The 20310-nt window shown below is 69.5% G+C and carries 20 protein-coding genes; 8 read left to right on the top strand and 12 right to left on the bottom strand.

Annotation, left to right across the window (positions count from 1 at the left end; all coding sequences use genetic code 11):
• Positions 1 to 92: 92 nt before the first annotated feature.
• Positions 93 to 779, top strand: coding sequence for a WGxxGxxG family protein (locus SACXIDRAFT_RS21845; RefSeq protein ID WP_006240131.1), 687 nt, complete (start codon positions 93 to 95; stop codon positions 777 to 779).
• A gap of 50 nt (positions 780 to 829) precedes the next feature.
• Here SACXIDRAFT_RS21845 and SACXIDRAFT_RS18305 read toward each other — a convergent pair whose 3' ends face one another.
• Positions 830 to 2080 (bottom strand): APC family permease, encoded by a 1251-nt coding sequence (locus SACXIDRAFT_RS18305; protein WP_006240132.1) that lies wholly within the window; start codon positions 2078 to 2080, stop codon positions 830 to 832.
• A gap of 41 nt (positions 2081 to 2121) precedes the next feature.
• On the opposite strand from SACXIDRAFT_RS18305, the gene SACXIDRAFT_RS18310 reads away from it, so the two are divergent.
• Entirely contained in the window at positions 2122 to 2586 is a 465-nt protein-coding gene (locus SACXIDRAFT_RS18310) for a hypothetical protein (protein WP_006240133.1), read from the top strand.
• 58 nt (positions 2587 to 2644) lie between these two features.
• On the opposite strand, the gene SACXIDRAFT_RS18315 is transcribed toward SACXIDRAFT_RS18310, so the two are convergent.
• From SACXIDRAFT_RS18315 to SACXIDRAFT_RS18330, 4 genes are all read right to left on the bottom strand, one after another.
• Positions 2645 to 4345, bottom strand: a complete 1701-nt coding sequence (locus SACXIDRAFT_RS18315; protein ID WP_006240134.1) for a fumarate hydratase — start codon at positions 4343 to 4345, stop codon at positions 2645 to 2647.
• Positions 4346 to 4704: 359 nt separating this feature from the next.
• Positions 4705 to 5736 (bottom strand): sigma-70 family RNA polymerase sigma factor, encoded by a 1032-nt coding sequence (locus SACXIDRAFT_RS18320; RefSeq protein WP_006240135.1) that lies wholly within the window; start codon positions 5734 to 5736, stop codon positions 4705 to 4707.
• A 300-nt stretch (positions 5737 to 6036) separates the two neighbouring features.
• On the bottom strand, positions 6037 to 6462 hold the full coding sequence (gene dtd / locus SACXIDRAFT_RS18325; protein WP_006240136.1) for a D-aminoacyl-tRNA deacylase: 426 nt from the start codon (positions 6460 to 6462) through the stop codon (positions 6037 to 6039).
• A complete protein-coding gene (locus tag SACXIDRAFT_RS18330; RefSeq protein ID WP_006240137.1) occupies positions 6459 to 7952 on the bottom strand; it encodes a DUF7782 domain-containing protein in 1494 nt (497 codons plus the stop codon). The genes dtd and SACXIDRAFT_RS18330 overlap by 4 nt, the downstream gene beginning before the upstream one ends.
• Before the next feature lie 134 nt (positions 7953 to 8086).
• Between SACXIDRAFT_RS18330 and SACXIDRAFT_RS18335 the strand changes: the two genes are divergently transcribed.
• Positions 8087 to 8455: a DUF3099 domain-containing protein gene (locus tag SACXIDRAFT_RS18335; protein WP_006240138.1), complete on the top strand. Its 369-nt coding sequence runs from the start codon at positions 8087 to 8089 to the stop codon at positions 8453 to 8455.
• Between the two features lie 55 nt (positions 8456 to 8510).
• Here the strand turns inward: SACXIDRAFT_RS18335 and SACXIDRAFT_RS18340 are convergent, their stop codons facing one another.
• Complete coding sequence (locus SACXIDRAFT_RS18340) at positions 8511 to 9377, bottom strand: carbohydrate kinase family protein (protein ID WP_006240141.1); 867 nt, start codon at positions 9375 to 9377, stop codon at positions 8511 to 8513.
• Positions 9374 to 10297 (bottom strand): pseudouridine-5'-phosphate glycosidase, encoded by a 924-nt coding sequence (locus SACXIDRAFT_RS18345; protein ID WP_040922772.1) that lies wholly within the window; start codon positions 10295 to 10297, stop codon positions 9374 to 9376. The genes SACXIDRAFT_RS18340 and SACXIDRAFT_RS18345 overlap by 4 nt, the downstream gene beginning before the upstream one ends.
• A 53-nt stretch (positions 10298 to 10350) precedes the next feature.
• Between SACXIDRAFT_RS18345 and SACXIDRAFT_RS18350 the strand changes: the two genes are divergently transcribed.
• Positions 10351 to 10608 (top strand): DUF3039 domain-containing protein, encoded by a 258-nt coding sequence (locus SACXIDRAFT_RS18350; RefSeq protein WP_006240144.1) that lies wholly within the window; start codon positions 10351 to 10353, stop codon positions 10606 to 10608.
• A gap of 18 nt (positions 10609 to 10626) precedes the next feature.
• Here the strand turns inward: SACXIDRAFT_RS18350 and SACXIDRAFT_RS18355 are convergent, their stop codons facing one another.
• Positions 10627 to 11823, bottom strand: a complete 1197-nt coding sequence (locus SACXIDRAFT_RS18355) for a YihY/virulence factor BrkB family protein (protein ID WP_040922774.1) — start codon at positions 11821 to 11823, stop codon at positions 10627 to 10629.
• A gap of 196 nt (positions 11824 to 12019) precedes the next feature.
• Here SACXIDRAFT_RS18355 and SACXIDRAFT_RS18360 point away from each other — a divergent pair, with 196 nt between their 5' ends.
• Complete coding sequence (locus tag SACXIDRAFT_RS18360; protein ID WP_040922269.1) at positions 12020 to 13786, top strand: DEAD/DEAH box helicase; 1767 nt, start codon at positions 12020 to 12022, stop codon at positions 13784 to 13786.
• Between the two features lie 194 nt (positions 13787 to 13980).
• Here SACXIDRAFT_RS18360 and SACXIDRAFT_RS18365 read toward each other — a convergent pair whose 3' ends face one another.
• Complete coding sequence (locus SACXIDRAFT_RS18365) at positions 13981 to 14160, bottom strand: DUF7455 domain-containing protein (RefSeq protein WP_006240147.1); 180 nt, start codon at positions 14158 to 14160, stop codon at positions 13981 to 13983.
• A gap of 330 nt (positions 14161 to 14490) precedes the next feature.
• On the opposite strand from SACXIDRAFT_RS18365, the gene SACXIDRAFT_RS18370 reads away from it, so the two are divergent.
• Complete coding sequence (locus SACXIDRAFT_RS18370) at positions 14491 to 15294, top strand: EamA family transporter (RefSeq protein ID WP_085978692.1); 804 nt, start codon at positions 14491 to 14493, stop codon at positions 15292 to 15294.
• A 66-nt stretch (positions 15295 to 15360) separates the two neighbouring features.
• Here the strand turns inward: SACXIDRAFT_RS18370 and SACXIDRAFT_RS18375 are convergent, their stop codons facing one another.
• Together SACXIDRAFT_RS18375 and ppgK are read right to left on the bottom strand one after the other, a co-directional pair.
• Positions 15361 to 16740: an RNA polymerase sigma factor gene (locus tag SACXIDRAFT_RS18375; RefSeq protein ID WP_198284327.1), complete on the bottom strand. Its 1380-nt coding sequence runs from the start codon at positions 16738 to 16740 to the stop codon at positions 15361 to 15363.
• A 234-nt stretch (positions 16741 to 16974) separates the two neighbouring features.
• A complete protein-coding gene (ppgK, locus tag SACXIDRAFT_RS18380; RefSeq protein ID WP_006240150.1) occupies positions 16975 to 17736 on the bottom strand; it encodes a polyphosphate--glucose phosphotransferase in 762 nt (253 codons plus the stop codon).
• 82 nt (positions 17737 to 17818) lie between these two features.
• On the opposite strand from ppgK, the gene SACXIDRAFT_RS18385 reads away from it, so the two are divergent.
• The gene (locus SACXIDRAFT_RS18385; RefSeq protein WP_006240151.1) at positions 17819 to 18643 is read left to right on the top strand and encodes an inositol monophosphatase family protein; all 825 of its coding nucleotides are present in this window, start codon (positions 17819 to 17821) and stop codon (positions 18641 to 18643) included.
• A gap of 65 nt (positions 18644 to 18708) precedes the next feature.
• On the opposite strand, the gene cei is transcribed toward SACXIDRAFT_RS18385, so the two are convergent.
• The gene (gene cei / locus SACXIDRAFT_RS18390; RefSeq protein ID WP_006240152.1) at positions 18709 to 19437 is read right to left on the bottom strand and encodes an envelope integrity protein Cei; all 729 of its coding nucleotides are present in this window, start codon (positions 19435 to 19437) and stop codon (positions 18709 to 18711) included.
• 450 nt (positions 19438 to 19887) lie between these two features.
• Between cei and SACXIDRAFT_RS18395 the strand changes: the two genes are divergently transcribed.
• On the top strand, positions 19888 to 20196 hold the full coding sequence (locus SACXIDRAFT_RS18395) for a DUF4193 domain-containing protein (RefSeq protein ID WP_005457612.1): 309 nt from the start codon (positions 19888 to 19890) through the stop codon (positions 20194 to 20196).
• The last annotated feature ends 114 nt before the right edge of the window (positions 20197 to 20310 follow it).

Here is a 20310-nt window from a genome sequence, read left to right on the forward strand (position 1 = left end):
TGTGGTCACGACTCGCGCACGGTCGGGTGGCGGCGAGCTGGAGCCGGGGTGGAGTGGGTAGCACGAGTCGTGACCGGACGTGGAGGACAGTTATGCGCAAAGTGACCGCCTGCCGGACGCTGGCGGTGGCGTGTGTGATCGTGCCGCTGGTCGGAGCACCCGCGGCGTACGCGGCACCAACGGAACCCATCGCACAGGCACAAGTGTCGGCTCAGCAACCGTCCGCACAGCCGAGCGGTAAAGCCGATGACGGATCGTCGTGGGGCCTGCTCGGCCTTGCCGGGTTGCTCGGTCTCGTGGGACTGGCCAGGAAGCGCCGCAGGCCCGTGGTGGCCGACCCGTTCGCCGCGTATCCGGTCATGCGGGCACCCGGCCCCGCGGCGCAGCCTGGTCAGGGCACGCCACCTCACGGCAGTGCTGCCGTATTCGCTCCCTCTCACCCGCTGCCGTCCTCGCAGCACCAGCCTGGGCAGGACGAGAGCCGTGAGAACGGCGCCGCGAGTCCGGCCGCGCACGCGGCGTCGGCCATCCCGGAACAGAGCCGGGGCTCCCACGAACAGCTCTGGACGGAGCGCCCCGCGCAGCGGTGCGAGACCGCCGTCCCCGGCTTGTCCCCGACGAGTGTCACGACGGACGGCACCATCCGGCTCGCGCCCGCACCGCCCCTGCACGCCCATCGCCTGAGCCCGCCGAATCTCGACATCTCCGGCGCACCCGGCATGGCCGACACTCCCGGAACTGCTGCGGAGCCCCGCTGGCCGCAACGTGAGTACGACTAGTTCGTCGCGGTTCTCACAGCGGTCACCGCGGTCACGGTGATCACAGCAGGTCAGCGCCGCTTCTTGACCAGCGCTGCCCGCACGCCGTAGAACAGCACGCCGAGCGTCAGCACCGCGGTACCCACCACGATGGACGACGACGGCAGGCCTGCCGCCAGCACGGTGCACCCGGCGAGTCCGACGGCGGGCACGAGCCGTCGGGTGCGCAGCGTCCACGCGCTCGCGTTCGCGACGGCGTAGTAGATCAGCACCGCGAACGACGAGAAGCCGATGACACCGCGCAGATCCGCCGTGGCGGCGAGTACGGCCACCACCGCGCCCACCGCCAGTTCGGCGTGGTGGGGAACACCGAACCTGGGGTGGACGGCGGTGAGAGTGGCCGGGAAGTGGCCGTCCCGGCTCATCGCGAGCACGGTGCGGGAAATCCCCAGCAGCAGTGCGAGCAGCGACCCGGCGGCCGCGACCACCGCGCCCACCCGCAGCGCAGGGGCGAGCGCCGACCACGACGTCGTCTCCACCACGTGCGCGAGCGGATCGGGGTTGGCGGCCAGCGCAGAGGGGCCGAGCTGAGCCAGCGCCGCGACCGTGACGAGCAGGTAGACCGCCAGCACCACGGCCAGGGCCGTGCGGACGGCCCTCGGGATGGTTCGCTGCGGGTCACGCACCTCCTCGCCGAGAGTCGCGATGCGCGCGTAACCGGCGAAAGCGAAGAACAGCAACCCTGCCGCTTCCACCACGCCGAGCGGGTCGAGCCCCGCCGCCGGTGTGGCGCGCGCCAGGTCGGCGTGGCCGCCCACGGCCACCGCCAGCACGACGAGCCCCAGCACCGCCAGGGTGAAGACCACCAGCACCCGGGTGGTGAGCGCCGATTTCCGCACGCCCGCGTAGTTGAGAGCGGTGAACGTGACCACGACCCCGGCCGCGACCAGCCCCCGCCACGGCTGGGCGAGACCCGGAACCGCATACGTGACCACGGTCAGCGCCATGGCCGCACAACTCGCGATCTTGCCGACGACGAAGCCCCAGCCTGCCAGGTAACCCCAGAACGGGCCCAGCCGCAGTGTCCCGTACACGTACGTGCCGCCCGAATCCGGGTAGCGGGCGGCGAGCCGCGCCGACGCCGTGGCGTTGCAGTACGCCACGAGAGCGGCGAGGGCGAGCGCGAGCACGACACCAGAGCCCGCGGCACCAGCTGCGGGGGCGAGAGCGGTGAACACGCCTGCGCCGAGCATCGCGCCGAGCCCGACGACCACGGCGTCACGGGTGCCGAGGGTGCGGTCGAGCCGGGGACGGGAGTTCATGGCATGCAACCTAACCCCGGGCGCGTTACGTCAAGGGGGACATGAGGTGGATTCGAGGAATCGTCGCCGCGGCAGCGTTGCTGACCGTGACGGCGTGCGGAGAACAGACAGCGGCGACGGGCAGTGGATCGGCCGAGGCAGGTGGTCCGCCACCCGCGTCGAAGGAGCTTTCCCGGTCTCCCGAGGAGGTGCCGGGCGGTGGACCGGTCCCGAAAGGACAGATCGACGCGAGCGCGCTTCCCGATGGACATCCCGTGGACGTCGCCGTGGACGAGGGCGGACGCACACTGACGATCGTGGCACAGGAAGGCGGGTGCACGAGGGCCAGCGCGACAGTGGCCGAACAGACCGCCCAGCGGGTCGAGGTGACGCTGGTGGAGTCGCAACCGGCTGACAAGAACACGATGTGCACCATGGACATGCGGTACCCGCCGCTGACCGTGGACCTCGACGAGCCCCTTGGCAAGCGCGTCGTCGTGCTCGAACACCAACGAGACACGCACTGACACCGCGCGGGGCTGACACCACGGGCCTCGGGCCCTGGCGTCAGCCCCGCGCGGTGCGTTACGAGCGGAACGAGATCTGGAGCACCGGCTCCGACGTGTCGGCGAAGAAGTCGTTGCCCTTGTCGTCGATGACGATGAAGGCGGGGAAGTCCTCGACCTCGATGCGCCACACCGCTTCCATGCCGAGTTCCGGATACTCCAGAACCTCGACCTTCTTGATGCAGTCCTGAGCCAGCCTCGCCGCGGGCCCACCGATCGAGCCGAGGTAGAACCCGCCGTGCGCACGGCAGGACTCGGTGACCTGCTTCGACCTGTTGCCCTTGGCCAGCATCACCAGCGAGCCCCCCGCCGCCTGGAACTGCGCGACGTAGGAGTCCATGCGGCCTGCCGTGGTCGGGCCGAACGAACCGGAGGCGTAGCCCTCCGGCGTCTTCGCGGGACCGGCGTAGTACACCGGGTGATCACGCAGGTACTGGGGCATCTCCTCGCCGGCCTCCAGCCGCTCCGCGATCTTGGCGTGCGCGATGTCGCGGGCCACCACCAGCGGTCCGGTCAGGCTCAGGCGCGTCTTCACGGGGAGGCTGGACAACTGCTCCCTGATCTGGTCCATCGGGCGGTTCAGGTCCACCTCGACGACCTCGTCCGACAGCTCGGCCGCGGTCACGTCGGGCAAGAACCGCGCCGGGTCGCGTTCGAGCTGCTCGATGAACACGCCCTCGGCGGTGATCTTCGCCTTGGCCTGCCGGTCGGCGGAGCACGATACGGCGATGCCGACGGGGCACGAGGCGCCGTGGCGAGGCAGCCGGATCACGCGCACGTCGTGGCAGAAGTATTTGCCTCCGAACTGCGCGCCGATGCCGAACTGGCGCGTCATCTCCAGCACCTGCTGTTCGAGTTCGACGTCGCGGAACCCGTGCCCCAGCTCGGAACCCTCACGAGGCAGCTCGTCGAGGTAGCGCGCCGAAGCCAGCTTGGCGACCTTGAGGTTGTACTCGGCGGACATGCCGCCGACGACGATCGCGAGATGATAGGGCGGGCACGCGGCCGTGCCGAGGCTGCGCAGCTTCTCGTCGAGGAACCGGGCGAGCCGCTTCGGGTTCAGGACGGCCTTGGTCTCCTGGTACAGGAAGGTCTTGTTGGCGCTGCCGCCGCCCTTGGCCATGAACAGGAACTCGTAGGCAGGGTCGGTACCGCCGTCCTTGTGGTAAAGCTCCACCTGCGCGGGCAGGTTCGTGCCCGTGTTGCGTTCCTCCCAGAAGTTCAGCGGTGCCATCTGCGAGTAGCGCAGGTTCAGCTCCTGGTACGCCTCGAAGACGCCCTTGGACAGCGCCCGCTCGTCGTCGCCACCGGTGAGCACGCCCTCACCGCGCTTGCCGATCACGATCGCCGTGCCCGTGTCCTGGCACATCGGCAGCACGCCTCCCGCCGAGATGGCGGCGTTGCGCAGCAGATCCATGGCCACGAACCGGTCGTTGCCACTGGCCTCGGGGTCGTCCACGATCGCGCGCAGTTGCGCGAGGTGGGACGACCGGAGGAGGTGCTGGATGTCGGTGATCGCCGTGCGCGCCAGCAGGGTCAGTGTCTCCGGCTCGATCTGGAGGAACCGCCTGCCCGCCGCCTCCACGACACGCACACCTTCGGCCGTCACGAGCCGGTACTCGGTGCTGGTGTCCTTGCCGAGGGGGAGAACGTCGGTGTGGTTGAACTCGCGAGTGGTGCGGGCGGGGGACGGCCCCGGCCCAGGAGTGGTGACAGTCACAGCTCGGGCTCCGTTGCACGTGGTCAGGGGTCTAGACCGTATCGCGCGCGCCGTCGAAGCCGTGCCGCCCCCACGCCCTCTCGCGACGCAGATCACCGGCGCTCCGAGGTGGTGTCCGCCGGTGGGTCGGAAGGCCGGGCCCACCCCGACGGACCCGACCTTCCGGGGCGAGCGACCGGCGAGCCGGTCGCGAGGACCACATCCACTCCGGGCCACACAACCCATCGGCACGGCTTGCCCCGACCGTCGTGACTGCCGTGAAAGAACGACGGTCGGGGCCGCGTCCCTGTCGGAAGCGCCCTCGACCGTCTCGTGAACCCGGGCGTGAGTCAACACGGCATCCGGGTGATGTGTCGTTGTCAGCTCGCGTACGCGCGCAGCCGGTCGGCCCGCTCGCCGTGGCGCAGCTTCGACATGACCTCCCGCTCGATCTGCCGCACGCGTTCACGGGAGAGGCTGAAGTGCTTGCCGATCTGGTCGAGCGTGCGCGGCTGGCCGTCGTCGAGCCCGTAGCGCAGGCGGATGACCTGCTGCTCGCGGTCGTCGAGCGTCGCGAGCACCCGACGAAGGTCGTCCTGCAACAGCGTGGAGATGACTGTGCTTTCCGCGTCGGTCGCCTCGGAGTCCTCGATGAAGTCGCCAAGCGGCGCGTCCTCCTCGGTGCCCACGGGCATGTCGAGGCTTACCGGGTCTCGGGCGTGGTCGAGCAAGCTCGCCACCTTCGTCTCGGGGATACCGGACTCGGCGGCCAGTTCCTCGTTGGTGGCTTCCCTGCCGAGCCGCTGGTGCAGATCGCGCTTGATGCGCGCCAGCTTGTTCACCTGCTCCACGAGGTGGACAGGCAGGCGGATGGTGCGGCCCTGATCCGCCATGCCACGGGTGATGGCCTGCCGGATCCACCACGTCGCGTATGTGGAGAACTTGAACCCCTTGGCGTAGTCGAACTTCTCGACCGCGCGGATCAGCCCGAGGTTGCCCTCCTGGATGAGGTCGAGCAGCGGCATACCCCTGCCCGTGTACCGCTTCGCGAGCGACACCACGAGGCGCAGGTTCGCCTGAAGCAGGTGGGTCTTGGCGCGCTCGCCGTCGCGGACGACGGCCGCCAGTTCGGCCCTGCGCTCCCGAGGAAGGTCGTCGGACGTGTCCAGCATGTGCTGGGCGAAGACGCCTGCCTCGATGCGCTTGGCGAGATCGACCTCTTCGTCCGCTGTCAGCAGCGCGGTCTTGCCGATGCCGTTGAGGTACACGCGCACCAGATCGGCGGCAGGCCCCTGCGCGTCGAGGTCCGCGTGTTCCTCCATGGGCACGGAAACGACGTCGTCGGGGGTCGGCGCTGGAATGCCGCGTTCGCGGATTCCGCGAGCCTCACGGTCGAGTGTCTGGACGGACATCTTGCCTCCCCGGTCAACGGGCTGACGTGTCGTGCTTCGCTCACGTCTGCTTCTGCGCGTCGCGTGACGAGCCTGTGGAACTCGCCCCGCGTGCCCAGCTCCCCGGCTGGACACCTCCCTCAACGTCGTGCCGGACCGAATCGTTCCCGAGCACCGGCACGTGTTGAGTCCCTCACGCGACGGCAACCGGGCGATGCGACCGCCCGCGTGTGGAGGATGCCTTTCGCGTGTCTTCGGAAACGCCCGGTTCAGACCTTTTCGGACGGACAGGGCAGGCGAGGGAGAGCGACGGCAGGCGCGTCAGACCTCGACGAGGACGGTGAACGGGCCGTCGTTCACGCTGTGTACCGACATCATCGCGCCGAACCGTCCGGTGGCAACGTGAGCGCCCCTTTCCCTGAGCTGCCGCACGACGGCGTCCACGATCGGCTCGGCGTGCCCCGGCCTCGCCGCCGCCGTCCAGGAAGGACGCCTGCCCCGGCGCGTGTCGCCGTAGAGCGTGAACTGACTGACCACGAGCAAGGGCGCTCCCGTCGTCGCACACGACTGTTCATCGCGCAGAATCCGGAGCTCGTGGAGCTTGCGGGCCATGGTGTCCGCCTGCTCTTCGGTGTCGTCCGTGTGCACGCCGAGGAGCACGAGCAATCCCGGCTCGTCGATCGCACCGACGACGTCGCCGTCCACCGTCACCGACGCCTCGGCGACTCGTGCGACCACCGCCCTCACCGGCTCTCCTCCAGCATCCCGTGGCGCACCAGTTCGGCGACGAGCGGGCGGGCCGCCGTGCGCAGCAGTTCGGCGTCCTCGCCGCCTGCCGCGGCCAGCAACTCCAGCAGGTCGTTCATCGGCAGCGCCCCCCGGCAACCGGCGAGCAGCGCGGCGGTCAGCTCGTCCAGTTCGTGCTGCCAGCCAGGGCCGTCCACCCGGTGCAATCTGCGCACGACGGTGCTCCAGCCGTCCTCGCTCGGCTGCTCGACATGTTCGAGCACGACCGAGTCTGGCACCCGGTAGACGACGTCGAGCACGTCGTCGTGGGAGCGAAGCCACTCGACGCGGTCGAGCCAGGCCGCGGCCTCCTCACCGAGCGGGTCGTCGAAGGCATGGCGCAGGTCCTCACACACGACGGCCGGAGTCGCCGACTCCGTGCGGCGCAGCGTCACGAACCCGAATCCGACGCCTTCCACGTCGTTGTCGGCGAACCAGTCCAGCCACGCGCCCGCCTTGACCTGCCCCTCGGCGGAGCGGGGATCGATACCCGCGTCGCGCAGCCACGTGCCCACGTAGAGCGCGGGGTCGGCGACATCGCGTTGCACGAACCACGCGTCCGTGCCCTCCGGCAGCCACCGGTGCACGCGGTCGGCCCAGTCCTCGCCGCGCACGTGCAACCAGGACGCCAGCAGGTGACCGGAGCCGCCCTCGGTGAGGAAGGCGGGCAGTTGCCGCACGAGCAGCGCGCTGGCGTCGTCGCCCGCGAGGCCCGAATCCCGGTAGACGTAGTCCACCCCCGGCGGTCCGACCACGAACGGCGGGTTGCAGACGATCCGGTCGAACCGGCGGCGGGCCACGGGCGCGAACCACTCACCCCGCAGCAGTTCGACGTCCAGTTCGTTGAGCGCGAACGTGGCGGCGGCGAGGCGTAGTGCCCTCGCGGAGGTGTCGGTGGCGGTGACGTGCCGTGCGTAGCGGGTCGCGTGCAGGGCCTGAACGCCGTTGCCGGTGCCGAGATCGAGCACACTGTCCGCGGGCCGCCTGCTGGTGGCCCTCACCAGGCTCAGGGACGCGTGCCCCACGCCGAGTACGTGGTCGGGCGCGGCCTGCCTGCCTGCCTGCTCTGGATCGAGGTCCGCCACCACCCACCAGCCGCCCTGTTCGTCCCCGTGTGGGCGGATGTCGAACCCGGCGCGCAGGCTGTCGGCCTCGCCGCCGACGACGATGCCGGTGGCCAGCGCGTCGTCGAGCGGAAGCGGAGCCAGCGCCGACCGCACCGCGTCGGCGGGTTCGGTGTCGCCGAGCAGGAACAACCGCACGAGCGTGCCGAGGACGCCCGCGTCCCGGCTCGCCCTTCGCGCCGGTTCCGGTTCACCTCGTCCCAGCGCGGCGTGGGCCGAGGGCCCGAGGAGGTCAACCACGCCGTCGGCGTCGTATCCCGCGTCACGGAAGGCATCCCTGAGCCGGGCACAGGTGTCGGTGGAGAACTCGGGAAGAGCATCGTTCACGGTGTGTCATCGTCGCACGCGACCGGGAAGGGCGGGGGAGGGCGGCTCGTGCCGGGTACCTCGCCCGTCGTCGGACACCGTTCTCGCGCCGGGTGACCCGGCCGGGGTGCCGTCGCGAGAGGACTGGTGGGAGCATGGGCGGCGGAGGTGAGGCGGTGAACGAGCACGACAAGCACGCCGCTCCGGTGCTGATCACCGAGGCTGCGCCCTCCTACGACGACGAGCAGGCCGCACGCAGGCGCAAGTACGTCATCATGATGAGCTTGCGGCTGCCGTGCCTGGTCCTCGCGGGAGTCTTCTACCACACCTGGTGGCTGGCACTGGCGCTCATCCTGCTGTCGGTTCCGCTGCCGTGGGTGGCGGTCCTGATCGCCAACGACCGCCCACCCCGCAAGGCCGAGCAGGTCAGCAGGTACCAGCGTTCGGCGCGGGCGATCGAAGGCCGAGCGCACCACGTCATCGACGTGCCTGAGCAGCAGGGCGACGGATCTTCCGGGAAGTAGGCCGGGCACCTCGGCCGGGAACCCGGGCGATGCGGGAACCCGGCCGCACGAGGCACTACGGCTGCGCGCCCACTTTGCTGACGGCCCTCGCGCCGAGTGTGGCGCCCTGCGCGAGGATCGCCTCCGGTGCGCCGCCTCGCAGCCACCCGGTGATGACACCGGCGTCGAAGGCGTCGCCTGCGCCGGTGCTGTCCACGCACGGCACGTCTTCCGCAGGGGCAACCACGATGCCGTCGCCGTCAACCCACGCCGCGCCGCGCAGGCCGAACGTGACCGCGACCGCGCCCACCGTGCCGAGCAGGCTCCGCGCGGCCTCGGGTTCCTCGGACCCGGTCAGCGCGCGCAGCTCGTCGGCGTTCGGCAGCAGCAGGTCAACACCCCGCACGTCGTCGAGGAACGCCTGCGGGTCGGTGAGCAGCGCCGCAGCCTGCGGGTCCACCGACGTCGTGAGCCCCAGCCGCCTGGCCAGCGCGAGTGCTTCCAGGCCGCCCCACCTCGAAGAGGGGTCCAGCAGCACGTAGCCGGACAGATGCAGGTGGGTCGCTCCCTCCAATGCCGGGGCGGTGACGTCCGAGGGCTGGAACCTCTTGTTCGCGCCCCGGTCCGGCAACATCGTGCGCTGCCCCTCGGCATCGACGAGCACGACCACGCAACACGTCGGCGTCTCGGGGTCGATGGCGAACGCGCAGTGCACCCCGGCGGCTTCCAGCTCGCCACGCAGGAGGCGCCCGCCCGCGTCGTCGCCGACCCGTGCCACGAGCGTGGTGTCGGTGCCGCGATCCCGCAGCCACAACGCGGTGTTGGCACCTGCGCCCCCTCCCGTGACGTTCACCGCCGCGCGAGCGTCCCCGCCGTAGACGATGGGCTCGTCGTGCCGCGCGACGATGTCGAGGCCGACGTCTCCGACAACCACCACCCTCATCGCGCCAGCTCCGAGGCGATGCGGGCGGCGAGTTCGGCATTGGAGAGCACGAGGGCCTCGTTCGCGTCGAGGCTCGCGCCGCCGCTGGCCGTGTGGAAGTGCTCCAGCAGCGTGGGGGTCACGTCGGCGCCGCTCACGCCGCGGTCCCGGATCAGCTCCAGGCCCTCGGCGAGCAACCGGTCGTGCACGGCGCGGTCGAGTTCGTGCTCGGCAGGGACGGGGTTCGCCAGCAGCACACCCGACCCGGCGAACGCGCGGTGCGCGGAGACGACGGCCGCGGCCTCAGCGGGATCGTCAACACGGTGCGGAACGCGATGGCCGGAGGAGCGCAGGTAGAACGCGGGGAAGTCGTCGGTGCGGTACCCGAGCACGGGCACAGACTGTGTTTCGAGCACTTCGAGGGTCGCTCCGATGTCGAGGATCGACTTCATGCCCGAGCACACGACGGTGATCGGAATGCGCGCGAGCGCCCCGAGGTCGGCCGAGACGTCCCATGTCACGTCCGCACCGGGAAGCGGGTGGTGCACACCGCCGAGTCCTCCTGTGGCGAACACCGCGATGCCGCAAACGTTCGCGAGCGCTGCCGTGCTCGCCACGGTGGTGGCTCCGGAGGACCCCCGCGCCACAGCCGGTCCCAGGTCTCGCAGCGACAGCTTGTCGAGCGCGGAATCGGGTGCGCAGACGCGTTCCAGTCCGGCATCGGTCAACCCCACCCTGACGACTCCGTCGAGCACGGCGATGGTGGCGGGAACGGCGCCTGCGTCGCGCACCGTCCGTTCCAGCCGCCTCGCCACCTTGAGGTTGCGGCCTGGTGGCAGTCCGTGGGACAGCAGGGTGCTTTCGAGCGCGACGACCGGGGCGTGGGTGGCCACGGCGTCGGCGACCTCGGGGGACATCGACAGGGTGGAGTCGGGCTTCATGGTCACGGGTAGGCATCCTCGTGCATCCCGGCCGTGGACGAGCATGGGGCATCATGGAAGGCGTGAGTACGACGACGCTGCCTGACGTGGAAACCCGGCCGGAGAGCACCGACACGACGGACGACGACTCTCCGAAGATGTTCCACTACGTGCGCAAGAACAAGATCGCCGAAAGCGCGGTCATGGGCACGCACGTGGTGGCCCTGTGCGGAGAGGTCTTCCCGGTGACGAAGTCGCCGAAGCCGGGGTCGCCCGTGTGCCCCGAGTGCAAGCGGATTTTCGAGAACCTGCCTCCGGGCGGCGAGGACTGACGACCCCGCCGGTGCGGGTCAGCGCGAATCACCCCGCCGCGGGCCTTCGGCCTTTCCAGGGTCCGCGGCGGCGGGTGGTTCCGAGCCGCGCGGTGCCGCGCCGGTGCCCTCCGGCGCCTCGGCTTCCTCCGTGCCCTCCGGCTCGCCCGCCGTGCCGCTCTCGCCTTCGCCACGTCGTGGCCTTCGCAGCGGCTGAGTGGTGCGATACCAGAGCGTGCTTCTGCCCTCGTCCTCCGCTCGCAGGCGCTCCTTGACCCGTTCCATCTCCAGCCTGCGCCACTTGCGACGTTGCCTGCGGGTCAGCTTCGCGGGCCAGAGTTCCTGGATGGCGCTGTTGAAGTAGGCGCCCGCCACGATGGCGAGGCCGATGAAGAACGTGAACAGCAGGAACGCGATGGGGGTCGCCAGCGCGCCGTAGGTGTAGCCCGTCGTCGTGATCCAGCTGATGTAGACGCGCAGCCCGACACTGGAGAGCAGGAAGATCACCATCGCGAGCACGGCGCCGGGAAGGCCGCGGTGCCACGGCAACTTGCGCGGCAGGGACAGCTTGTACAGCGTGGCGAGCGCGAGGACGAGCAGCACGGCCACCGTCGGGTAGTAGAGCACGCTCAGCCACGACGCGATGGTCGGCTGCCAGTCGTCGGGGAAGAACTTCGGCAGCAGATCGGGTCCGATCGCGATGATCGGCAACCCGATGACCAGCAGCACCAGACTGGCGAGGTAGAGCAGCAGCGCGAAAATCCGCTGCCACACCTCGTTGCGGACGCCGTACTGGTCGTGGGCCACGGTGATGGCGTCCACGAAGGACGACATGGCGGAGGAACCGGCCCACAGCGAGATGAGGAAACCCACGGACACGATCTCGCCCTTGCCCGTGGTCAGGATGTCGTCCACCGTCGGCTCGATAATCTGTGACACGACGCTGCCGCTGAAAACCGTCTCCGAGAACGCGATGATCTTGTCGTGTACCTGGCGCACGATGCTCTCGCCGAACCAGTCGCCGATGAACCCGAGGCTGCCGAGCAATCCGAGCAGCAGGGGCGGCAACGACAACGTCTGCCAGAACGCGGCCTCGGCCGATTCGGAGAAGATGTTGCCTTCCCACGCCTTGTTCACCGTGCGGCTCAGCAGGCGCCATGGCCCTTTCCGCCTGACCCCTCGTGCGGGCCGGCGTTCGCCCTCGCCGTCGGTAATGCCGCCGTCTCGCGTCTGCATCGCGGCTTCAAGCATGGTCCATCCGGACTCCCCCGGCTCGACCACCCCCGCGGCGTGTCCTTTCCGAGTTTCCCTTCACAGGGCCAGGTAGGCTTTCGCGGGCACCCTCACCGACCCCGGCACGGCTGCCGGCAGCCAGCTGGTCGTCCTCGTGAGGGTTTTCGCATGTCCGTGTGTCCGAGGAGTTGGAGCGTCGGTGTCGGAGACCGCACAGGCCGGAGGCGGCGTGCAGGGTTACGCCGCGCCCGAGCCGGCGCACGACGCGACGGCCCGCCCCCTGCGTGCGTGGCAGCGTCGGGCGCTCACCAAGTACCTCACCCGCAGACCGAAGGACTTCCTCGCCGTGGCGACGCCCGGCGCTGGCAAGACCGTGTTCGGGCTGAGAGTGGCGGCGGAACTACTCTCCGACCGCACCGTCGAGGCGATCACCATCGTGACGCCGACCGAACACCTGAAGCACCAGTGGGCGGCGTCGGCGGAGCGAGCGGGCATCGCCATCGACTCGAACTTCCGCAACACCACGGGTGTGACGTCGTCGGACTACCAGGGTGTCGCGCTCACCTACGCTCAGGTGGCGGCACACCCCACGCTGCACAGGGTGCGCACGGAGAACCGTAAGACGCTCGTGATCCTCGACGAGATCCACCACGCCGGAGACGCGAAGTCCTGGGGCGACGCGGTGTCCGAGGCGTTCACGCCCGCCGTGCGCAGGCTCGCGCTGACCGGAACGCCGTTCCGCAGCGACGACTCACCGATCCCGTTCGTCACCTACGAGCCCGACGCCGACGGGGCGCTGCGGAGCAGGGCCGACCACTCTTACAACTACGCCGACGCGCTCGCCGACGGCGTGGTGCGGCCCGTGGTGTTCCTCGCCTACTCCGGCGAGGCGTCGTGGCGGACGAGCGCGGGTGACGAGTTCACGGCCCGGCTCGGCGAGCCGCTCACGGCGGAGCAGACGGCACGCGCGTGGCGCACCGCGCTCGACCCGTCGGGCGAGTGGATGCCCGCGGTGCTCCAGGCCGCCGACACCCGGCTCTCGCAGCTTCGGGCCAGCGGGATGCCCGACGCGGGCGGCCTGGTGATCGCCACCGATCAGGAGACCGCCCGTGCCTACGCGAAGCTCCTCACGAACATCGCGGGGGAGCAGCCGGTCGTGGTGCTGTCCGACGATCCCAAGGCCACCCGGCGCATCGGCGAGTTCTCCGAATCGCACGAACGCTGGCTGGTCGCGGTGCGCATGGTGTCGGAGGGTGTTGACGTGCCGAGGCTGGCCGTCGGTGTGTACGCCACGAGTGCCTCGACGCCGTTGTTCTTCGCGCAGGCCATCGGGAGGTTCGTGCGGTCGAGGCAGCAGGGGGAGACGGCGAGTGTCTTCCTGCCGAGCGTGCCGGTGCTGCTGGAGCTGGCCAGCGAACTGGAGGCCGAGCGCGACCACGTGCTCGGCAAGCCGCACAGGGAGAAGGACGGCTGGGACGACGAGCTGCTCATCGCGGCCAACCGCACCGAGGACGAGCCGGGCGAGGAGGAGAAGTCCTTCACCGCTCTCGGCGCGTCGGCCGAACTCGACCAGGTCATCTACGACGGCAACTCGTTCGGCACCGCCGTCTTCTCCGGGAGCGAGGAGGAGCAGGAATACCTTGGCCTGCCGGGTTTGCTCGACGCCGACCAGGTGAGGGCGCTGCTGCGGAAGCGTCAGGAGGAGCAGCTCGCCGATGCTTCGAGACGCAAACCCGCGGCCGAGGAGCAGCCGTCCGCCCCGCCACCGCGCCCCACGTCGGTGAACGAGCGGATCAAGGCGCTGCGTAAGGAACTGAACGCGCTGGTGGGCCTGTATCACCACAGGACACGCAAGCCGCACGGTGCGATCCACAACGAGTTGCGCCGCATCTGCGGCGGTCCGCCCACGGCGATGGCCACGGTGGAACAGCTGGAGGAGCGAATCGCCACGCTCCGGTCCTGGTAGGCGTTCCCTACGCCGCTGAGCGCCCCGTAGAGGGCCGGACGCCGTGGTGCCGACCCGCAAAGCCCGGTAGGCGGGCCGAAGTCGTCTCCCTGTGGATTCCGGGCCTGCCGAGGCCCTCGATATGACAACGGGGCGGGGACCCCGGCTCGGGATCCCCGCCCCAACTCACTTTCCGTGTCGGCTGGGCGACGGCCTCAGCGCTGGATGTCGGCGTCCAGCTCCTTCAGCTTGGCCTCGTACTCACGGCCGTGGTGACCACAGAACAACAGCTCTCCACCGCTCGGGAGAACGGCGCGCATCTGTGCGGCTGCTCCGCAACGGTCACAACGGTCCGCAGCGGTCAGTTCGGGGCGGGTGAGCGTCGTGGTTGCCATAGGAGTCTCCCTCCGTCCCGGCATCGCCAGCCGATGCCATCGTTGCGCCGCGACCACCCTGGTCGGACCTACCTACCGCCGAGCGCGGTGGCTCGCAGCCTCCACTCTTGCAGACGTTTCGGCTCCCGCAAGTGTTCCCCGGCGCCGTGGGAGCCACCTCACCCCGGATTGACCCGAATGTCGCAACGTGCTGCTCCACGTCGTGCGGCACCCGGTTGGAGACTCTGTTTGCGGTGGTCAGGCAGTATTTGAGGGGTGACGATCTCCACGGACAACGGGGTGCTGGACCGGGTTCCCGCGCCGGCCTTGTTCGTTCTCAGCGGAATTTCGATGTACGTCGGCGCGGCGCTCGCCGTCGGGCTGTTCGAGGTCGCCTCACCGGCGGGGGTTGCGTGGCTGCGATGCGTCGGCGCGGCGCTGATCCTGCTGCTGTGGCGCAGGCCGGGGCGAGCGGCGTGGCGGGGAAGGCCGCTGCTACTGGCAGGCACCTTCGGGGTCGTCACAGCCGGGATGAACGTGTTGTTCTACGAGGCGATCGCGCGGCTGCCGCTGGGCACAGGGGTGGCGATCGAGTTCGCCGGGCCCGTGGTCGTCGCCGCACTCGGCTCGCGGGGAGCGCGGGACATCGCCGCCCTCGCGGGCGTCGTCGCCGGCGTGTTCCTCATCGCGGACGTGCAGTGGGAGGGCAGTCCCGCTGGGGTGGCTTACGCCCTCGGTGCGGCTGCGGCCTGGGCGGCCTACATCGTGCTGGGCACAAGGGTCGCCCTCGCCGGGAACGGCGTGGACGGTCTCGCGGTCGGTTGCGCCGTCGCCACGGTGGCCCTCTCACCACTGGCGGTGCACACGACGGCAGTGTGGAGCGAGCCCGGCCTGCTCGCGTCGGCCGTGGGAATGGGCCTGCTGTCCACGGTCGTTCCCTACGCGCTCGACCAGGTCGTGCTCCGCAGGGCCGGGCAGGCCCGGTTCGCGCTCCTGCTCGCCCTGCTGCCCGTGACAGCGGCCGTCGTCGGGTTCGTGGTGCTCGGCCAGGTACCCGCGCTCGTGGAGACGCTCGGGATTCTCGCCGTCGTGGCCGGTGTGGCACTGGGATCGGGCACGATCAGGGGCGGGCGAGCACGCGGACTCCGGACATGAGTACGGGGCCGGGAGAAGATCCCCCGGCCCCGTACACCGGCGTAAGGCCGGAAACGATCGGTCGTCTCAGTCCAGGTAGTCGCGCAGCACCTGCGACCGCGACGGGTGGCGCAGCTTCGACATCGTCTTGGACTCGATCTGCCTGATCCGCTCTCGCGTCACGCCGTAGACCTGGCCGATCTCATCCAGCGTCCTCGGCTGGCCGTCGGTGAGCCCGAAACGCAGCCGCACCACGCCGGCCTCACGCTCCGACAACGTCTGCAACACCGACTGCAACTGGTCCTGGAGCAGAGTGAACGACACGGCGTCCACGGCCACGACGGCCTCGCTGTCCTCGATGAAGTCGCCGAGCTGCGAGTCGCCCTCGTCGCCGATCGTCTGATCGAGCGAGATCGGTTCGCGGGCGTACTGCTGGATCTCGAGGACCTTCTCGGGGGAGATGTCCATCTCCTTGGCGAGTTCCTCGGGAGTGGGCTCGCGGCCGAGGTCCTGGAGCAGTTCGCGCTGGATGCGGCCGAGCTTGTTGATGACCTCCACCATGTGCACCGGGATGCGGATGGTGCGGGCCTGGTCGGCCATGGCCCTGGTGATGGCCTGCCTGATCCACCACGTCGCGTAGGTGGAGAACTTGAAGCCCTTGGTGTAGTCGAACTTCTCGACCGCGCGGATCAGGCCGAGGTTGCCTTCCTGGATGAGGTCGAGGAACGCCATCCCACGCCCGGTGTAGCGCTTCGCCAGCGACACCACGAGCCGCAGGTTGGCCTCAAGCAGGTGGCTCTTGGCCCGCTCGCCGTCGCGCACGATCCACTTGAGGTCGCGGCGCATCTGCGTGGAGAGCTTCTCGCCCTCCTCCTCGGCCACACGAAGGCGCTCGGCGGCGTAGAGACCGGCCTCGATGCGCTTCGCGAGTTCGACCTCCTCCTCCGCGTTGAGCAGCGCGACCTTGCCGATCTGCTTCAGGTAGGCGCGCACTGAGTCGGCGGACGCGGTGAGTTCGGCGTCCTTGCGAGCCTGACGCAGCGCCTCGGACTCCTCCTCGTCCCAGACGAAGTCGGGGTCGTTGCGCGAGGAATCCTCGGACTCAGGCTCCTCCGTCACGGTGGCATCGACGACGTCCACCTCGACGGCATCCACATCGAGATCGGAGAGATCGACGTCCTCGAGCTCGGCGGCGTCGATGTCCTCGCCTTCCTCGGACGACGTCTTGGCCTTGCCCTTTGCCGCGGTCTTCGACCCGGTGGTCTTGGCGTCGGACTTGGTCTTGCGGGTCCGGGTGGTCTTCGCGGACTTCGCGGGAGCCTTCTTCGCGGCTGTCTTGCGACCCGACGACTTCGTTTCCGGCGTGGCCGTTCCGCCCACGGCCGCCGTGGTCTCGTCGGCAGTCGTCGGTTCGGCGGCGCTCGTTGTCTTCGTCCCGCTTCGGGTTGCGGTCTTTGCGGCTGCCACGTACGCCCTTTCGCAGCGGTCGGTCACGACGAACCGAGACGTGGGGTCCCGGCTGCCTCAGGTTCGGGGAACTCGCCCCGGCCTGCGGTTTTGTCTCCCGCAGCCGAGAGCCGTGTTCCATTGTAACGACGCCAGGGGCGCAGGTCGCACCCGCGATCATCTTTCGTCGCCGGTTTTCCGCGCCGAGGAGCGTTGGCACCCTTCGGCGTTCTCGGCGCGGAAGAAGGCAGGGGCTCAGTGGGCGAGCCCCTCCTTCGCGGCGGCGGCCGCGCCGACGATCCCCGCGTTGTTCAGCAGCGATGCCGTGATGACGGGTGTCCGGATGTCCAGCAGCGGCACCCACTTGTGCGACTTCTTGCTCACGCCGCCACCCACGATGAACAGATCCGGCCAGATGAGGTTCTCCAACACGGTCAGATAACGATTGACACGCTTGGCCCAATCGGGGTAGGAGAGGCCCTCGTTATCCTTCGCCGAGGCCGCCGCCTTCTTCTCCGCGTCGTGCCCGTCGATCTCGATGTGCCCGAACTCGGTGTTGGGCATGAGGGAGCCGTTCTGGAACAGAGCGCTTCCGATGCCCGTGCCGAATGTGAGCAGCGCGACGACGCCTTTCCGCGCGACGGGGTCGCCGAACCGCATCTCGGCCATCCCGGCGGCGTCGGCGTCGTTCAGCATCGCGATACCCGCTGTGTCACGCCCAAGCCGCTCGGCGAACAGGGCATCGGCGTCGAGGCCGACCCAGCTCGGGTCGATGTTGGCCGCGGTGTGGGCGACGCCCCGCTTGACGACAGCGGGCAGCGTGATGCCGACCGGTCCCTCCCAGCCGAAGTGCCTCACGATCTCGGCCACGACATCGGCCACAGCCTCCGGCGTTGACGGCTTCGGCGTGTCGATGCGCAGCCGGTCGCCGATCAGCTCGCCCTTGTCGAGGTCAACGAGGGCGCCCTTGATGCCACTGCCGCCGATGTCGATGCCGAACCCACGGTTCGCCGTCATGGGGGAGGCCCCTTCCTTCTCGATTCAGAAGTCGTTGCGCGAGACTTTAACCGGATGTGATCCCATAGTCGGCGTGGGAGCAGTGGAATCGGACCTCGATCTGACCGCCGTCGCCGAGCGGGTCGCCGCCGACGCCGCCGACCTGGTTCGTGACGCCTACGAATCCATGTTGACCGGCGCCACCGTGGCCGTCGATACGAAGACCAGCGCGACGGACGTGGTGACGGCGGTGGACACCGCGTCCGAACGGCTGGTGCGCGAGCGGCTCGCCGAGTTGAGGCCGTACGACGCGGTGCTGGGTGAGGAGGAGGGCACGCACGGTGCCACTCTCGACCTTGGCGAAGAGGGCGTGACCTGGGTGGTGGACCCGATCGACGGCACCGTCAACTTCCTGTACGGGCTGCCCTGGTTCGCTGTGTCGGTCGCCGCGCAGATCGGGGGAGTTTCGGTCGCGGGCGCCGTGGTCGAGCCCGTTTCGGGACGTCGATGGACCGCCACCCGGGGGAAAGGCGCGTGGCTCGACGGGCGACCGCTACGGGTTTCGGCGCCCACCGACCTCGGTGTGTCGCTGCTCGCCACCGGGTTCGCCTACCGGTCCGAGCGCAGGGCACGGCAGGCGGACTTCGCGGCGCGCATCCTCGGCAGGGTGCGGGACCTGCGCAGGCAGGGTTCCGCAGCACTCGACCTGTGTGCCGTTGCCGCGGGCTGGGTCGATGCCTATGTGGAACACGGGCTGAAGCGGTGGGACTGGGCCGCGGGGGCACTCGTCGCCGAGGAGGCAGGAGCCGTGCTCGCCCTGCCAGGGCAGGACCCCGGCCTCGGCGCCGACACCATCCTCGCCGCAGCACCGTCCATTGCGGACCCGCTGAGGGCCGCGCTGCTGGAGTGCGGCGTCGGCGCGGTCTGACGGGCGCCAGGGTGCGCCGTCAAGGCACCCCAGCACGGCAGCCGCAGCGCGGCCCCAAGGCAGTTTCAGCAGTGCTCCGGCAAGGTCTTGGCGAGCAACGCCTCGTCGATGACAGGGCCGCTGTCCTTCGCGGAGCCCTTCGAGGAGCCGGTCGATGAGCCCGCCGATTGTTCGTCGGTCTCGGCGCCCTCATCCGACCACGACTTCAACGTGTCGAGGATCTCGACGGCGGCCTCGGAGGGATTCACGTCGGGGAAGTTGGTGCCGATCGCCAGGTCAACCGACGCGTCCTCGCGGTTGTCCTTCACCAGTTCCAGGCACGGATTGACGAGGTGAACGGTGCGCGCGGCCCGCTCACCGGCCGGCCCGAAGCGGATCTGCCCGTGGCAGCTGGCCACGATCTTGCCTGTGTACACCTCGTCGTTGGCGGGCTCGGTGATCCGGGTGAACCCCAGCCGCCTCAGTGCCTCGGTGGTGATGGAGGCATCACCCCTGGTGTTGTTGGCGTTGAGCACCGTGACCTCGACCTCGGACGGCGGTACAGGTGGTGTGGTCACCAACGCGTCGTACGGCAGCGGTGTCAGGGTCGTGCCCTCGGGTGGCGTGGGTCTCGGATCGCACGAGACCGCTTCGGCGATGTCGCCGGAGGTGGTGATCACGTTGACCCACACGACGATGGCCGTGATTCCGAGCACTCCGATGAAGATGAGCGCGGGCAACGGTTTTCTCTTCCGATAGGGGCGAACCGTCCGCTTCGCGCCGTTCCCCGCGCGACCCCCTGTCCCCGCCGCCACCTGCACGTCCCTTCACGTGTTGAGTTGGTCCCCTGAGAAAGGTCTTCCCGAGTGCCCACCACCATGATCTCCTGGTGAACACGGCGCCGACGACCGCCTCTGGATAGCATCGACGGCGGTGCCGACCCGGGCAAGCGAGCCGAGTCCGGTGTAGCCACCGGTGCGACGGCACAACCCGAACGACGGAAGTCCTGCTCCACAGCGTATTAACCCTGTCGGGTGACGTATCTTAGGGCTTGGGTGACCAGCTTCGAGTCGGGGTAGGCGGTGGGCTACCCTTCCCGGGCTCCACTCGGTGACAGCGAGGTCGCGAAAGAGACCTCACTCACGCCGGATTCCGGGCACAAACACGGGCGCTGGAACGTTGACCAGCGGCACGAAGAACTCGCGGGCGGCGTCCTGCCAAGTCCGCGAACACGTATCGAAGCTGATCGCAGGGGTGAAAGAGAGATGGCGACCGACTACGACGCTCCGCGCCGCAGCGAAGCCGACGAGCTGGCGGAGGACTCGTTGGAGGAGCTGAAGGCGAGGCGCAACGAGACCCAGTCCGGCGTCGTGGACGTCGATGAGGACGCTTCGGCGGAGAACTTCGAACTCCCCGGCGCCGACCTCTCCGGGTTGTCGAGTGAGGACGTGACGGTGAAGGTCGTGCCGAAACAGGCCGACGAGTTCACCTGCTCCGTCTGTTTCCTGGTGCACCACCGGAGCAGGCTTGCCGAGGAATCCGGCGGGCGGCTCATCTGCCGCGACTGTGCCTGACGTCTCAGGGACGCAGGGCACAGGAGCCGCAAGGGTGCCGAGGGTGACCGACGGTGACTGACGCGCTGTGATGGCGCCGGTCACCACGGCGCGGTGCCGGGGAACCGCGCGGTG

Origin of the sequence: Saccharomonospora xinjiangensis XJ-54, from assembly GCF_000258175.1 — a bacterium.
In the GTDB taxonomy this organism is placed as follows: Bacteria; Actinomycetota; Actinomycetes; order Mycobacteriales; family Pseudonocardiaceae; genus Saccharomonospora; species Saccharomonospora xinjiangensis.

Excerpts from the sequence above, each read along its gene's own strand:
- SACXIDRAFT_RS21845 (WP_006240131.1), top strand. The coding sequence starts at position 93 with ATGCGCAAAGTGACCGCCTGCCGGACGCTGGCGGTGGCGTGTGTGATC.
- SACXIDRAFT_RS18305 (WP_006240132.1), bottom strand. The coding sequence starts at position 2,080 with ATGAACTCCCGTCCCCGGCTCGACCGCACCCTCGGCACCCGTGACGCC.
- SACXIDRAFT_RS18310 (WP_006240133.1), top strand. The coding sequence starts at position 2,122 with ATGAGGTGGATTCGAGGAATCGTCGCCGCGGCAGCGTTGCTGACCGTG.
- SACXIDRAFT_RS18320 (WP_006240135.1), bottom strand. The coding sequence starts at position 5,736 with ATGTCCGTCCAGACACTCGACCGTGAGGCTCGCGGAATCCGCGAACGC.
- SACXIDRAFT_RS18335 (WP_006240138.1), top strand. The coding sequence starts at position 8,087 with ATGGGCGGCGGAGGTGAGGCGGTGAACGAGCACGACAAGCACGCCGCT.
- SACXIDRAFT_RS18340 (WP_006240141.1), bottom strand. The coding sequence starts at position 9,377 with ATGAGGGTGGTGGTTGTCGGAGACGTCGGCCTCGACATCGTCGCGCGG.
- SACXIDRAFT_RS18345 (WP_040922772.1), bottom strand. The coding sequence starts at position 10,297 with ATGAAGCCCGACTCCACCCTGTCGATGTCCCCCGAGGTCGCCGACGCC.
- SACXIDRAFT_RS18350 (WP_006240144.1), top strand. The coding sequence starts at position 10,351 with ATGGAAGGCGTGAGTACGACGACGCTGCCTGACGTGGAAACCCGGCCG.
- SACXIDRAFT_RS18355 (WP_040922774.1), bottom strand. The coding sequence starts at position 11,823 with ATGCAGACGCGAGACGGCGGCATTACCGACGGCGAGGGCGAACGCCGG.
- SACXIDRAFT_RS18365 (WP_006240147.1), bottom strand. The coding sequence starts at position 14,160 with ATGGCAACCACGACGCTCACCCGCCCCGAACTGACCGCTGCGGACCGT.
- SACXIDRAFT_RS18370 (WP_085978692.1), top strand. The coding sequence starts at position 14,491 with ATGTACGTCGGCGCGGCGCTCGCCGTCGGGCTGTTCGAGGTCGCCTCA.
- ppgK (WP_006240150.1), bottom strand. The coding sequence starts at position 17,736 with ATGACGGCGAACCGTGGGTTCGGCATCGACATCGGCGGCAGTGGCATC.
- SACXIDRAFT_RS18395 (WP_005457612.1), top strand. The coding sequence starts at position 19,888 with ATGGCGACCGACTACGACGCTCCGCGCCGCAGCGAAGCCGACGAGCTG.